The sequence below is a fragment of the Paraburkholderia oxyphila NBRC 105797 genome, assembly GCF_000685075.1.
Taxonomy (GTDB): Bacteria; Pseudomonadota; Gammaproteobacteria; order Burkholderiales; family Burkholderiaceae; genus Paraburkholderia; species Paraburkholderia oxyphila.
Window position 1 is genome coordinate 137989 of the sequence record NZ_BAYD01000010.1, and the last position, 13542, is coordinate 151530.

Annotated in this window: 12 protein-coding genes; 6 read left to right on the forward strand and 6 right to left on the reverse strand. The window is 63.0% G+C overall.

Annotated elements, in window-relative coordinates; translation table 11 throughout:
- Positions 1-14: 14 nt before the first annotated feature.
- Entirely contained in the window at positions 15-1319 is a 1305-nt protein-coding gene (locus BO1_RS09490; protein WP_028217354.1) for a CitMHS family transporter, read from the reverse strand.
- A 100-nt stretch (positions 1320-1419) separates the two neighbouring features.
- On the opposite strand from BO1_RS09490, the gene BO1_RS09495 reads away from it, so the two are divergent.
- Complete coding sequence (locus BO1_RS09495) at positions 1420-2313, forward strand: LysR family transcriptional regulator (RefSeq protein ID WP_028217355.1); 894 nt, start codon at positions 1420-1422, stop codon at positions 2311-2313.
- Between the two features lie 87 nt (positions 2314-2400).
- Here BO1_RS09495 and BO1_RS50345 read toward each other — a convergent pair whose 3' ends face one another.
- Positions 2401-3876 (reverse strand): coniferyl aldehyde dehydrogenase, encoded by a 1476-nt coding sequence (locus tag BO1_RS50345; RefSeq protein ID WP_043284283.1) that lies wholly within the window; start codon positions 3874-3876, stop codon positions 2401-2403.
- A gap of 148 nt (positions 3877-4024) precedes the next feature.
- Between BO1_RS50345 and BO1_RS50350 the strand changes: the two genes are divergently transcribed.
- Both BO1_RS50350 and BO1_RS09510 read left to right on the forward strand, forming a co-directional pair.
- Positions 4025-4624 (forward strand): TetR/AcrR family transcriptional regulator, encoded by a 600-nt coding sequence (locus tag BO1_RS50350; protein ID WP_245643750.1) that lies wholly within the window; start codon positions 4025-4027, stop codon positions 4622-4624.
- 70 nt (positions 4625-4694) lie between these two features.
- Positions 4695-5378 carry a type 1 glutamine amidotransferase domain-containing protein gene (locus tag BO1_RS09510; protein ID WP_028217356.1) on the forward strand — a complete coding sequence of 228 codons (684 nt, stop codon included), beginning with the start codon at positions 4695-4697 and terminating at the stop codon, positions 5376-5378.
- Positions 5379-5432: 54 nt separating this feature from the next.
- On the opposite strand, the gene BO1_RS09515 is transcribed toward BO1_RS09510, so the two are convergent.
- Positions 5433-6677 (reverse strand): saccharopine dehydrogenase family protein, encoded by a 1245-nt coding sequence (locus tag BO1_RS09515; RefSeq protein ID WP_028217357.1) that lies wholly within the window; start codon positions 6675-6677, stop codon positions 5433-5435.
- 56 nt (positions 6678-6733) lie between these two features.
- On the reverse strand, positions 6734-7645 hold the full coding sequence (locus tag BO1_RS09520; protein ID WP_028217358.1) for an acetoacetate decarboxylase: 912 nt from the start codon (positions 7643-7645) through the stop codon (positions 6734-6736).
- Between the two features lie 323 nt (positions 7646-7968).
- Between BO1_RS09520 and BO1_RS09525 the strand changes: the two genes are divergently transcribed.
- Positions 7969-8799 (forward strand): alpha/beta fold hydrolase, encoded by an 831-nt coding sequence (locus tag BO1_RS09525; RefSeq protein ID WP_028217359.1) that lies wholly within the window; start codon positions 7969-7971, stop codon positions 8797-8799.
- Positions 8800-8866: 67 nt separating this feature from the next.
- Here the strand turns inward: BO1_RS09525 and BO1_RS61000 are convergent, their stop codons facing one another.
- Positions 8867-9058, reverse strand: coding sequence for a hypothetical protein (locus BO1_RS61000; RefSeq protein ID WP_456088863.1), 192 nt, complete (start codon positions 9056-9058; stop codon positions 8867-8869).
- Between the two features lie 112 nt (positions 9059-9170).
- Between BO1_RS61000 and BO1_RS09535 the strand changes: the two genes are divergently transcribed.
- Positions 9171-9983: a class I SAM-dependent methyltransferase gene (locus BO1_RS09535; protein WP_028217360.1), complete on the forward strand. Its 813-nt coding sequence runs from the start codon at positions 9171-9173 to the stop codon at positions 9981-9983.
- Positions 9984-10066: 83 nt separating this feature from the next.
- On the opposite strand, the gene BO1_RS50360 is transcribed toward BO1_RS09535, so the two are convergent.
- On the reverse strand, positions 10067-11341 hold the full coding sequence (locus tag BO1_RS50360; protein ID WP_052409407.1) for a metallophosphoesterase family protein: 1275 nt from the start codon (positions 11339-11341) through the stop codon (positions 10067-10069).
- Positions 11342-11896: 555 nt separating this feature from the next.
- Here BO1_RS50360 and BO1_RS50365 point away from each other — a divergent pair.
- Positions 11897-13540: a GMC oxidoreductase gene (locus BO1_RS50365; protein ID WP_043284289.1), complete on the forward strand. Its 1644-nt coding sequence runs from the start codon at positions 11897-11899 to the stop codon at positions 13538-13540.
- Positions 13541-13542: the final 2 nt, after the last annotated feature.

The window sequence follows — 13542 nt, forward strand, 5'->3', positions numbered from 1 at the left end:
TCAACCCTGCCTGATTAGAGCGGAAACACGCCCAGCACGACGCACGAGATCGTCATCACGATCGAGGCGCCGAACAGCAGCGGAAAGGTGAACTTCTGGTGATCCGCGAGATCGATGCCGCACAGGCCGACGACGAGGAACGTCGCGGGCGTGAGCGGGCTCACGGGAAAACCGGTCGTCATCTGGCCGAGCAGCGCCGCCTGGCCGACATGCACGGCCGGCACGCCGAGTTGCGAGGCCACTTCGGCGATCACGGGCAGCACGCCGAAATAGAACGAATCGGGATCGAAAAGCATCGAGAGCGGCATCGACAACAGACCGAGCGCAACCGGGATGTGTCCCGCCATCGAGGGCGGCACGAAGCCCACGGCCGCCTGCGCCATCGCCTTGAGCATGCCGCTGCCCTGCATGATGCCCGTGAACACGCCCGCCGCGAGCAGGATGCCCGCCATCATCAGCGCGGCGCGCGCATGCGCGTCGATGCGCTTGCGCTGCATGTCGACGTTCGGGTAGTTCACCATCAGCGCGATGCACAGGCCCACCATGAACATGATCGCGGGCGGAATCTTTTCGCCCATCACGACCATCGTGCCGAGCACGACGAGGGTCAGGACGATGTTGAACCAGAAGTTTTTCGGGCGGCGCAGCGCCTGTTCCTCCGGCGTGAGTTCGCGCCTCGGCAGCGGAATCACGCCGTTCGCGCCCGAATAGCCCAGACGCTTCTCCTCGCGACGGCCCAGCCACCATGCCGTGCCGAACACGAACACGAGGCCGATCGCCTGCACGGGAATCAGCGGATTGAAGAGCGCTGAAATCGGCAGATGCAGCGAGGCCGAGGCGCGGATCATCGGGCCGGTCCAGGGCAGAAAATTGATGCCCGCCGCCATCGATACCGCCGCCGCCAATACCCGCTTGTCCATGTTCAGGCGCTCGTAGAGCGGCAGCATTGCCGGAATCGTCACGAGGAAGCACACGGCGCCCGAGCCGTCGAGATGAATGAGCAGGGCAAGCAGCGTGGTCCCCATCACGATGCGCGTGGGCTTGGTGCCGACCGTTCGCAGGATGCGGTCGATGATTGGATCGAGCGTGCCCGCGTCGGTGATGGTCCCGAAGTACAGGATCGCGAATACGAACATGCCGACGACGGGTGCGAGGCTCTTGAGCCCCTCGATGACGAACTTGCTGGTCTGCAAGCCGAAACCGCCAACCAGCGACGCCACGATCGGCACGATGATGAGGGCGACGAGCGGCGACATGCGCTTCGAAAGAATCGCCCCGAGCAGGACGACGATGGTGGCAAGCCCCAATAAAGGCAGCATGAGTCTGTCTCCGGATCTTGTTTTCTGGTGCTCTAAAGCGTATGGTCGATGCGGCAATAACACAATTGAAATGATTTGATTGCAGCCATCACGAACTGTTATGGATCTGAATCTTCGCGATATCCGCGCGCTCGTTGCAGTGGCCGAGGCCGGCAGCTTCACGCGGGCGGCCGAGCGGCTGCACCTCTCGCAACCGGCCTTGACGGTACAGATACGCAGACTGGAGGAAGCGGTCGGCGTGCGGTTGTTCGATCGCAATAGCCGGAACGTCGCGCTGACACAGACCGGGCGCGAGTTGCTGCCGCTCTTGCGCAAATCGCTGCGCGACATGGAGGGGGTGCTGCGCGATGCGCGCGCGCTCGGTGAAGGCGAAAGCGGGACGATCCGCATCGCGTGTTTGCCGACCTTCGCGGCAAGCGTGTTGCCTGAGCTGGTCACCGAAATGAAGCGCGCCGTGCCGCGTGTCGCGTTCCAGATTCGCGACGTGGTCGCGAGCAGCGTCAACGCGCTCGTACGCAATGAGGAAGCGGATATCGGCGTGACCGGGGGCGAAGTGCTCGACCCGATGCTGGAAGTGCTGCACGCCGGCGTGGACCGGCTCGTCGCGGTGTGTCCGCGCGCGCATCCGCTTGCGAAGCAGCGCCGCGTCGAACTCGACGATCTCACGGGCCTGCCGCTCGTGCTGACGGCGCCGGGCACCAGCGTGCGCGCGGTCGTCGATGCCGCGCTCAGTGCATCGCGCGAAGCCCTCGATATCACCTGCGAGCCGACTTACATGATGACCGCCGTCGCGATGGTGCGCGCGGGGCTCGGCATCACGATCCTGCCGGAAACCGCGCGTGAGCTGCACGCGGAGCCGGGACTCGTCGCAAAGCCGATCAATGACCCGGCGTTCGTGCGGCCAATCGCGATGGTGAAGAAAAGAGGCAGGACCTTGCCCGCCGTCACGGACAAGTTCGTCGTACTGATGCGGCAAGCGCTAGTGAAGCAATGAGGTGGACGCGTCCGCACGGCCACATCTCATGGCCCGGAGGCCGCCAGTCATCGCTTGCCGCCGCCAGCCCCCTCGCTCACCGCAAACTCATCGCCTCGCGTTCGAGCGAAGCGCCTTGTCAGCCGGTTTGCGGTTCGCTCCCAGCGTGAACCTCAGCGCCAGATCCGCCACCTTGCCGAACGGTGCCCGCAGCAGGCTCGGAAGATTCCAGCGCCCCTGAACGAAGACCCCCTTCGCGTGGCTCATCGCGCGAAAGCCCTCGATGCCGTGGTAGGCCCCCATGCCGCTCGGCCCGACTCCACCGAACGGGAGGTCGTCCTGGGCCACGTGCAAGAGCGTGTTGTTGATGCCGGTGTTGCCCGAGGTCGTGCGCTTGAGCAGCGTCTCGCACGCGTCGTCCTCGTTGCCGAAATAGTAGAGCGCGAGTGGGCGCGGGCGCGCGTTCACATAGTCGATGACCTCGTCCATGGTGCGATACGTGCGTACCGGCAGGATCGGTCCGAAGATCTCTTCCTGCATGACGGCGCATTCGTCACTAGCTCCGACGACCAGCGTGGGCGCGAGCGTGCGCACGCGGGTAGCGGCGCTGCCCGGTCTCACACCCGCCTCGATCACGCGCGCGCCGCGGCGCCTGGCTTCGTCGACGAGACCCACGAGCCGCGCGTAATGCCTGTCGCTGACGATCGAGGTGTAGTCCTCGCTGGTCGGCCCTTCGGGATAGCTGCGCGCCACCATCGCGTCGAACTGCGCGACAAAGGCCTGGAGATCGTCCTCGTGGACGAGCGCGTAGTCAGGCGCCACGCAAGTCTGCCCGGCATTGGCCAGCTTGCCGAAGACGATGCTGCCCATGGTCCGCTCGTCGACATGGCCACGCGCGACGATGGCAGGGCTCTTGCCGCCGAGCTCGAGCGTCACCGGCACCAGGTTCTCGCTTGCCGCCTTCATGACCTTGCGGCCAACCTGCGTGCTGCCCGTGAACAGCAGATGATCGAACGGCAAATTGCTGAAGGCCGCGCCGACTTCCGGCCCGCCGAGCACGACGGCCACTTCGTCGGCCGGGAAGGTATCTGCGAGCATGCGCTGGATGACCTCGCTGGTGCGCGGCGTCAATTCCGAGGGCTTGAGCATCACGCGGTTGCCGGCCGCGAGCGCGGTCGCGAGCGGAATGAACGTCAGCGAGAACGGGTAGTTCCACGGCGCCATCACCCCGACGACACCCTTCGGCTGGTATTCCACCCGCGCGTGGCCGGAGCGGTAGACGAACCCAACGTGCCGACGCTCGGCCTTCATGAAGCGGCCCAGGTTGCGCGTGAGGTAGTCGATCGACTGGACCACGCCGGCCGTTTCCATGATGTCCGTCTCGTGGCGCGAGCGATGCCCGAAATCGGCGCTGATCGCCTCTTTCACTTCGTTGCGCCACGCGAGCACCGTGGCGCGCAGCCGGGCGAGCCGCGCCTTGCGCTCGGCGAGGCTCGGTGGTGCTTCCTTCAGGAACGCGCTGCGCTGACGGGCCAGCAAATCTGCCGCGTCGAGGCCATGAATGGATTCTGCGGGAATGGTCATCGTGCACCTCACGAGATTACCGGAATGTAGACAGCGTCAACTTGATGATTCGGGATGGTAGGAGCAGAATGTGTCTCTTGTCAACATTCGCGTAATCCCTATGACGTCAGATGCGCCCACGGAGCTGAAACCCTATCACCACGGCGATTTGCGGCGCGCGATCATCGATACGGCCCTCGACATGCTCCAGGAGCAAAAGGGCTGGCAGTTCACGCTGCGCGAGATCGCCCGGCGCGCCGATGTGAGCCACTCCGCGCCCTATCGGCATTTCCCGGACAAGACGGCGTTGCTGCATGAGTTGGCCCTGATCGGCTTCGATCGGCTGCGCGAGGCGCTCGTCGCCGCGCTCGATCCGGCTGCGGATGCGCCCGCGTGCTTGCAGGCGCTGGGCTATGCGCACCTGGGCTTCGGCGCCGAGAACCCGGATCTTTATCGTCTGATGTTCAATGCGGATGCCGGCGAGCCGTCCGATATCCATCTCGATGCGCGTACGCAGGCGCCCTTCCGGCTGGTCATCGACGTCCTCGAGCGCGGCCAGCGCGAGGGCACGATTCGTTCGCGCTCCGCGCTCGGCCAGGCCACGGCATGCTGGGCGCACCTGCATGGCCTGACGATGCTCGCGATCGACGGCCGCCTGGTGCCTGCGAAGGTGGGCGATCACGCCATCGAGGATGCCCTCACGACGCTGCTGGACGGCCTGCTGTCCGGCGAGTCCGCTGCAAGCGGCCGGAGCCCCGAAAGGCCTTGACCTTCAGCTTGACTTCAACGTTATGGTTGTGGCTGCAGGTTCCGGTGGCAGATAGAAAGGAAGCTCCAACATGACCAAACGCGTACTCCATGTCGTCAGCAACGTCGCCAACTATGCCGACCAGGCCGAGCCGACCGGCCTCTGGCTGTCCGAGCTGACGCATGCCTGGCACATCTTCGCGGAGAAGGGATTTGAGCAGCGTCTCGTGAGCCCGAAGGGCGGCGTCTCGCCGCTCGAGCCGCGTTCGCTCAAATGGCCGCTTGCCGATGCCTCCGTGAAGCAATGGCTGACCGACAAGGACCGCCAGGCGCTGTTGGCCACGACCGCGCGCCCCGATCAGATCGATTCGGCCGAGTTCGACGCGATCTATTACACGGGCGGGCATGCCGTCATGTGGGACTTCCCCGACGATGCCGGCTTGCAGCGGATCACAAGGGAGATCTACGAGCGCGGCGGCGTGGTCTCGTCGGTCTGCCATGGTTACTGCGGCCTGCTCAACACGACGCTCTCGGACGGCACGCTGCTGGTGGCCGGCCGCCGCGTGACCGGCTACTCGTGGGTGGAGGAAGTGCTCGCCGGCGTCGCCAGCAAAGTGCCCTATAACGCCGAGGAGGAGATGAAGCGGCGCGGTGCGCTCTACGAGAAAGCGCTGCTGCCGTTCGTCTCGAAGGTCGTCGCCGATGGCCGGCTCGTGACGGGGCAGAATCCGCAATCCGCCAAGGCGACGGCCGAGCAGGTTGCCGCACTCCTTTGACGGTTGGCGCGCATGCAGCCCATCGCCCGGCGGACGAAGGCGGCGCGTGACACGTCATAGCCGCTCGAAGCGCAAACCCGCATGACGCGTCAGACGCTCGACGAAGCGCGCGTCGAACAGGGTCGCCGGTGTCCAGAAGCCGCCGGGACGCCCCACCTTGACGCCGTCCTCGACGAGATCCCGCGCGAGACTGATCGCCGCCTGCCCCAGCATCTTGCCGGTCGAGCCGTAGCCCGGATCGCGATCCCCGGTCACTTTCACGCGCAACGACTGGCCATCGTCGGTTCGGCCGAAAAACCGTAAATCGTAGCGGCCGGCCAATTGCGCTTCAGGATTTGGGCCAACGCCTGGCTTGGGCAACAGGAAGCGTTGCATCACGCCGCGAACCGGGCCGATCAAGATGCCCGCCATGAACGCACCCAAGCCCGCCACGGTATTCAGGGCTTTCAGTCGTCCCTTCAGGCCTGAGCCGGTCAATATCGCTTCGTCGTAGGTGAACTGGGTGCCATAGGCATTGCCAGAGAGCGCGTTGGACCGATGAACCACCCGCTCGTTGATGGCCGCCATCACGAACGGGGCGATCCATGCGTCGAACGCGCTATCGAACTCCGCGGACTTGACGTAGTGCTGGCGCGCCTTGAAGCCGTGACCTTTGGGGCAGAGCGCATAGGGGTTGACGAGTTCCTTGCGCAAGGACGGATCGGCGGCCGCCTCCTTGACCACATTGATCACACTGGCGACTGTGCCGCCCGATGCGCCGCCCTTCAGGGTCTGGAGTCGCATCTTGACGTGAGTCGCCGGGACGCCCCATTGCCGCATCGCCTGTTGCTGCAAGAACCACACGCCCATGTCCGAGGGGACCGAGTCGAAGCCGCAGCAATGCACGATGCGCGCCCCGGTTTTCCGGGCTGCTGACTCGTACTTGTCGATCATTCTTTTGATCCACTGGGTCTCGCCAGTCAGATCGCAGTAATCGGTGCCGCTCTCTACGCAAACCTTGACGAGCGGCTCGCCATAGAGCGCATAGGGGCCCACCGTGGAGACGACCACGCGCGTCTGCGCACACAGCGCGCGCAACTGGCTTTCGTTGCCCGCGTCCGCGACGATGATGGGCAGGGATTGCCCCGCCGTGCCCAGCGAGCGCTTGAGGTCGTTGAGCTTCGCTTCGGAGCGGCCCGCAATGGCCCAGCGCAAGGTTTCGGCCTGGCCGGCAAGGTGCCCGGACAGGTAACGCGTCAGGATCTGGCCAACAAAGCTGGTGGCACCAAACACGACGATGTCATAGCTCGGGGCGGTCATGAACGTTTCCTTACGTGGGCTGCTGGTAGAAAGAGTGGGCATTCACACCGCCCCGCTCACGCTCCGGCACGATCGAAAGCCCTCAATGGCGTTGGCAGATTCAGCACGATCTGTGCGTCCTTGACCACGTCCAGACGCACGATGGTCGAGGCGCCCAGCCCGTCGAGCAACTCGCTCAGCGGGCCGCCATTGCGCGACACGGTCACGTTGCGCGGGAACAGGCGTTGAGCGAACGATAGTGTATTGGTCTGCACCGTGGCCTGATGCCATTGCCCATCGACTTTATTGATCATCGTCGTCGTGCCCATGTGCGATTGAGGCACGACATTGCGCAGGGCCGGAAGCGGCGCGCTCAAGCTCAGGTCCGGTACGCCACCCGGGCCGGCAATCCGGGCCCTCACGTCGGCGGCGATGCTCACATCGATCTCGGCGCGCCACTTGGGCAACTGATAGCCGTACACGCCACGCACGCGGGCGATTTCCGTGCTGACGGGCAGCGCCAGCACATGGGCGTGGAAACTTCGGCGCCGCATGGAATCGCGCAACTCCAGCGCATGGGACCCACGCGCGCCGGGCCGGCGGATCACGACCGCGACGGAGACTTCGTCGTACGGGTCGTTATCGCAAACTGAGTACGAAAAGAAAGTTAGTGCCACCAGCCCGAAGCCCGGGAACGCCCGCAGCGGCTCGAGCGGCGTCGGCAGCATGGCCCGCAGCCTCGACAAGCGCGCGAGAAACAGCACCTGGATATTGCTGGTGCGGTAGTAGAAGTTGGGCGCCCACGTGGGGCCGACACGCGAGTCGAGCAGTTGTTTCGGAATCCTTCTGAAATAGTCGATGTTCCCCGCGCGAGGGTCCCGCGCCACCTCATCCAGGTTCGGGTTCATCCGGAAGCGGTCGTAGTAGCCCCCTTCGGGCACTTCGACCGTGTGCGGTCCAAATTCGACGCGTGTATACCGCCTGTCCATATTCGCTGACCCTTCTCCAAGTTTGACCGGGCACGCCAACACACAGCGTTTCAGCCAGCACTTTAAGATTCAACTCAGCTTGAAGGTCAAGCGTCCGGATGCGGGTAGATATCGCACCCGAAAAGTGATTGACATTAAGGTTAGCTTTAATCTTAGAGTGTTTGCTGGCTCGACGACGTCGTCCGGTCAACCGGTTAGACGAATCAATGTCCGCAAGGATGTTTGCAAATTCTTTGCCGCATCGCGAGGGCCGTGCCGTAGCTGTAGCTGTCTGGAAGCACATCGCTGATTGAATGCCTACGCATTAACCAGGAGAAACGAACATGGGTTACGTGACGACGAAGGATGGCGTTGAGATTTTCTACAAGGACTGGGGTCCGCGCGACGCGCAGGTGATCTTCTTCCATCACGGCTGGCCGCTCAGTGCCGATGATTGGGATGCGCAGATGCTGTTCTTTCTGGCGCAAGGCTACCGGGTCGTAGCGCATGACCGTCGCGGCCATGGACGCTCCAGCCAGGTGTGGGACGGCCACGACATGGACCACTACGCCGATGACGTGGCGGCTGTCGTGAACCACCTTGGCGTGCAGAAAGCGGTCCATGTCGGCCATTCCACGGGCGGCGGCGAAGTCATCCACTACGTGGCTCGTCATGGCGAAGACCGCGTCTCCAAGGCAGTGCTGATCAGCGCCGTGCCGCCGCTGATGGTGAAGACCGAGAGCAATCCGGGCGGCCTCCCCAAGCAGGTCTTCGACGACCTCCAGGCCCAACTCGCGGCCAACCGCGCGCAGTTTTATTACGACGTCCCGGCCGGCCCCTTCTACGGCTACAACCGCCCCGGTGCGACGCCGTCGCAAGGCGTGATCTGGAACTGGTGGCGCCAGGGCATGATGGGCAGCGCCAAGGCGCACTATGACGGCATCGTCGCCTTCTCGCAGACCGACTTCACGGAGGACCTGAAGAGCACCACGATCCCCGTGCTGGTGATGCACGGCGACGACGACCAGATCGTCCCCTATGAGGACGCAGGCGTACTGTCCGCGAAGCTGGCGAAGAACAGTACCCTGAAGATCTATCCGGGCTTCCCGCACGGCATGCCCACCAGCAACGCCGAGACGATCAACGCCGATCTGCTCGCGTTCATTCGCGGTTAAGGGCCACGGGTGTCGGAGGGCGAGCCTTCCTACACCCGCCACCAGCGAAAAGGCCCCGCGTGCCGCGTCAGTGGCGAATCAGCGAGAAAAACGCCTTGGCCCGCGCACCGCGCGGCGCGTCGAAGAACTGCGCCGATGGGCGGTCTTCGACGATCTTGCCGCCTTCGAGAAAGCGCACGCGCTCGGCGACCTTGCGCGCAAATCCCATCTCGTGCGTCACGCACAGCATCGTGTGACCGGATGAGTTCTGTAAGTCCATGGCAATCTTGTACAAGTGGCCGAGCGGCACTAACCTGACCATCATGCGCCAATACGGACAACATCACTCCGATGCCGGGGCGCGACAGCCTGGATCCGGATGGAGGTGTGACATGGAACAAGACGAATTCAGCGCCTTTGAGCGTCGGGGCTGGGAAACAGTCGCACAGGCGTATCACTCGTATTTTGGCGAACTGACGACGCAGTCCAATGAGGCGTTGCTCGACGCGCTTGAGGTGCGTGCCGGCGTTCAGTTTCTGGATGTCGCATCAGGACCCGGCTATCTCGCGGCAGCGGCCGCGCGTCGTGGCGCCGATGTAGTCGGTGTCGATTTCGCAGACGCGATGCTTCAGCAAGCGAGACGCATTTTCCCCGACCTCGCGTTCCGCCCAGGGAGCGCAGAAGATCTGCCTTTTCCGGATATGAGTTTCGACGCGGTTGGGATCAGCTTCGGTATGCTGCATTTCGCTCATCCCGAGGCCGCGCTTGCCGAAGCGTTCCGGGTACTACGCCCCGGCGGCAGAATCTCGTTTACCGTTTGGGCGCCGCCGGATCAGACCATTGGATTCGGGATGGTGCTCAAGGCCATTGAAAAGCACGGTCGCACGGACGTCCAACTGCCTCCTGGGCCCCCGTTTTTTCGCTTCAGCGACTCACACGAATCGGAACGTGCGCTGCTTGGTGCGGGCTTCGTTGCGCCCCGCATTGAAGAAGTCCGCCAAATATTACATATCCGCGTGCCCGAAACGCCTTTCGACGTCTTGATGTGCGGCGGAGTGCGCGTTGCGGCGATCTTGAGGGCGCAGTCGCCAGAAGCGCTGGCTTCGATCCAGAAAGCCGTAGCCGACGATGCGGCGTCGTATACCAACAACGGTGAGGTGCAAGTCCCGATGCCGTGCATGCTCGCGTCTGCCCGAAAGCCCTGAATCGTCGTTGGCCGTGGACACAGAGGCAAACAGGCAGCAAGGAAAGCCGGTTACGTCGGAGCTACGCACGCTGCGTTCGCGAGTCATACGGGAGGAAAGAACTGCGTGTACACGGTGGCTCCATCTTCGTCGATGAACGTCTCAGTAAGCGCGGGGCCGTCCAGGCTCAACAGGACGAAGCCATTGTGGATTCGACCTGGATAAAGCAGATCGGGCACCTTCCGGTTCTCATGCCAAATCGCCGATGGATTGCCGACGAGTGAATCAGGTTCGCCCGCCGGAAACGCGCCGTGGCCGCAGCAGCGCCCATGCACTTTCCCCCGGTCGGCATAAACAACACCCGCATGCAGGTGCCCCCAGTACCACCATAGCTCGCGCTGCGCGAAACTCGGCGCGATTTGCCCCCAAAGCGCGGTCGGCGTCGACCCGTCGAGCGACAAACCGTTATGGTGTGTCAGCAGGATCGTCCTGCGGGACATCGGCTCCTCGTTCAACAATCTGTCGAGAAAGGCGCACTGATCAGAGTCGAGAAAACCATGCTGATAAAGATGAAGTTCGTCGGCGTGGTACGCAGTGTCGAGACCGACGATGAGCCAGTCCTGGTTCTTCAAGGCAAAATAACTGTTTTTGTTCTGCTTGCTGAATTTGTCATCCCCGAGCGCCGCGAAATAGCCGTTTGCTCCCGAATACATTTCGTGATTCGAGTTCAACGTAAAGCTTCCTTGCACGCCTTCCGGCCACAAGTCGATGAAATTTTTGGGTTCTTCCTCGAGGGTTCCGGAATAGTAGACATCGCCTAGATGAACCGTATAAACCGGATCGCATGATGTCATGCAGTTCTTCACTTTTTCAGCGGGCACGATTAAGCCGTCCGGTCGATAGTCGAAACCGGTTCCCCAGTCGCCTGCGACGGCAATGGACAGCGTGGCGTCTATCGATATCTCCGGCGGGTTTGTCTGAAACGGCGCCTTCGGTCTGCTCGCGATGTACTCCAGCCAGCAGACCGCCGCTTCGGTCCAGCCGATGTCGAGCGATTCGTACTTGCCATTGCCGACGATGTCACCTTCATCCGATATTGAGGAAACCGCAAGACCGTCCGATGTGGTCGGAAGCACCTGCGCATTCATCAGCAGGCTCCTGATGTTCGCCAGGATGTGATGATCGGGAGAAGAATTCGTGTCGCCGCTAACCAGCGCGTTCGTCTGGTTTTGCGCCTGGTTCAACAAGAAGTCGATCATCTTTGGATTGGATGACTGGCTTGCTCTGATAGCGGCGATGGCATTCAGCAAGCGGTCGCGCAGATCATTGAGCTGGTCTGGGCCAGGCTGCGGATTGGCGAGGGGAGCGGGCTTCTTCATCGTAGGCTTCTCCTTGCTCGCCGGCGAACAGGATAGCGCTTCGGCGCAGCGCGCGCGGCATGGCCAGGCCTTTCACTGTCGGAGATGGACAGCGGGAGTCGACCAGATCAGCGTTCGTCAGAATGGCGGCGTCCGGTCGGAACCCGCATAGGTCAACATTCACTACGCGAAAAATCCTGTCATGGCCGCTTTATAGTCTAGCACGCGGAATCCAGTTCGAAACAGATGGCAAGCCAGTATTCGCTCACGTTAAATTGGAGCAAACTAATGCTTCGTCGATCAGATCGATGGTGACGTCAGAACACACGATGCACGGAGTGGAACTGGAGGCGCTGGGCTCGAAGCCGGCAAGGAAATGCTTTCGAATTCCGAACTGAAGACGCAGCTGCTTTAGGTCCGTGCAGTGTCCCGCCTCATGAGGCTCGTGAGACTCATGAATACAGTACACGCGACGAACACGCAGACACGCCGCGAAGCCGCACGTGCCATCTAGCGGCTCTTCTTCAGGTTCTTCGCGTCGGAACGCTCGCGCATCTACACCAGGAGAACGCCAGCATGAGCCCAAACACGTATGACGTGATCGTCGTCGGCAGTGGCTTCGGCGGCGCCGTTGCGGCCTGCCGCATCGCGGAGGCCGGCGGCAACGTGCTGGTGCTCGAACGCGGCCGCCGCTGGACGCCGAACACCTATCCGCGTAACGAGTCCTCGCCCTGGTTGTGGGACCAGCAACACCCGCAGCGGCACCACGGCTGGGCGGACCTGCGTACCTTCCGAAACATGTGGGTGGTAGCCGGCGCGGGCGTAGGCGGAGGTTCACTGATCTACGCCAACGTCTCGGTCGAAGCGCGACGGGAAGCGTTCGAGAGCGGCTGGCCGGCGGCGATTACCTACAAGGAACTCAAGCCTCACTACGATCGCGTTGGCCAGATGCTGGACGTTCAGGAACTGCCCGACAATCAGCTCAGCAAACGTACCCGGCTGGTGCGCGAGGCCGCGCAAGCCTGCGGCTGGGGCGATTGCTACCGCAAGCTGCCGCTGGCGGTAAGCTTCTCACCGCGCTACGACCCGAACGCGCCCGACCCACGCGAGGACTGGCATTCGGTCAAATTCATCAACGCCCACGGAATGCCGCAAGGCACCTGCGTGCACTGTGGCAACTGCGACATCGGCTGCCAGGTATCGGCGAAGAACACGCTCGACCTCAACTACCTCGCAGTGGCCGAGCAACACGGAGCCACGATCCAGCCGCTCCACGTGGTGCAAAAGCTCGAGCCGCTCCAGCCAGGATGGCGCGTGCATTTCGACATCATCGACTCGGCTGCGGGCAGTTCTACGCGCGACACTGCAACGGCGGACCGCGTGATTCTCGGCGCCGGCTCGATCGGCAGCACGGAGTTGTTGCTCCGCTGTCGCGACGAACATCGCACGCTACCCGGTCTGTCTGAGCAGCTCGGCTCGGGTTGGTCGTTCAACGGCGACTTCCTCACGCCGGCCTTTTATGGCCACCGCAAAATCTCGCCGTCGCATGGCGTCACCATTTCCGCCGCAATCGACCTTTTCAAGCATCCCGACATCAACGGACAATCGGTGTTCGTGCAGGACGGCGGCGTGCCCAATCTCGCGTACGATTTCGTGCACAGCCGGCTCAAGCGGGCACATCGCGGGTTGCTGGGTGACTTCTGGAAAGCGCTGGCGCACCATGTCGATTCCGATGACCCGGTAGAGCACATGATGCCGTGGTTCGGCCAGGCGATCGATGCGGGAGACGGGCGCATGCGCCTCGGCCGCTGCTGGTTCGCCCCCTGGCACCGCGTACTGCGGCTCGACTGGTCGTACGAGGGATCGGACAAGGTCGTCGAGGCAATGATCAAAGCGCACGAGAAACTGTCGGACGCGACGGGTGGCCGTCCCTTCGTCCCGCCGACCTGGAGTGATTTGCACAAGCTGATTACCCCGCATCCGCTCGGTGGCTGTAACATGGGCCGCACGAGCTCGGAGGGCGTGGTGGACGCCTGCGGCAAAGTGTTCGGCTACGAAGGTCTGTACGTGATGGACGGTGCAGTGGTTCCGCGCGCGATAGGGCGCAATCCCTCACGTACGATCGCCGCACTGGCCGAGCGCAATGTGGCGTTGCTGATCGCAAACGTTGCGGGTGCATGGGCTGCAAACCGGAAGCAGCCTTCTTCGAAACCTGGCTGAGA

Coding starts and splice junctions, on each gene's coding strand:
- BO1_RS09495 (WP_028217355.1), top strand. CDS start 1,420: ATGGATCTGAATCTTCGCGATATCCGCGCGCTCGTTGCAGTGGCCGAG.
- BO1_RS09515 (WP_028217357.1), bottom strand. CDS start 6,677: ATGACCGCCCCGAGCTATGACATCGTCGTGTTTGGTGCCACCAGCTTT.
- BO1_RS09525 (WP_028217359.1), top strand. CDS start 7,969: ATGGGTTACGTGACGACGAAGGATGGCGTTGAGATTTTCTACAAGGAC.
- BO1_RS09490 (WP_028217354.1), bottom strand. CDS start 1,319: ATGCTGCCTTTATTGGGGCTTGCCACCATCGTCGTCCTGCTCGGGGCG.
- BO1_RS09535 (WP_028217360.1), top strand. CDS start 9,171: ATGGAACAAGACGAATTCAGCGCCTTTGAGCGTCGGGGCTGGGAAACA.
- BO1_RS50345 (WP_043284283.1), bottom strand. CDS start 3,876: ATGACCATTCCCGCAGAATCCATTCATGGCCTCGACGCGGCAGATTTG.
- BO1_RS09510 (WP_028217356.1), top strand. CDS start 4,695: ATGACCAAACGCGTACTCCATGTCGTCAGCAACGTCGCCAACTATGCC.
- BO1_RS09520 (WP_028217358.1), bottom strand. CDS start 7,645: ATGGACAGGCGGTATACACGCGTCGAATTTGGACCGCACACGGTCGAA.
- BO1_RS50365 (WP_043284289.1), top strand. CDS start 11,897: ATGAGCCCAAACACGTATGACGTGATCGTCGTCGGCAGTGGCTTCGGC.
- BO1_RS61000 (WP_456088863.1), bottom strand. CDS start 9,058: ATGGACTTACAGAACTCATCCGGTCACACGATGCTGTGCGTGACGCAC.
- BO1_RS50360 (WP_052409407.1), bottom strand. CDS start 11,341: ATGAAGAAGCCCGCTCCCCTCGCCAATCCGCAGCCTGGCCCAGACCAG.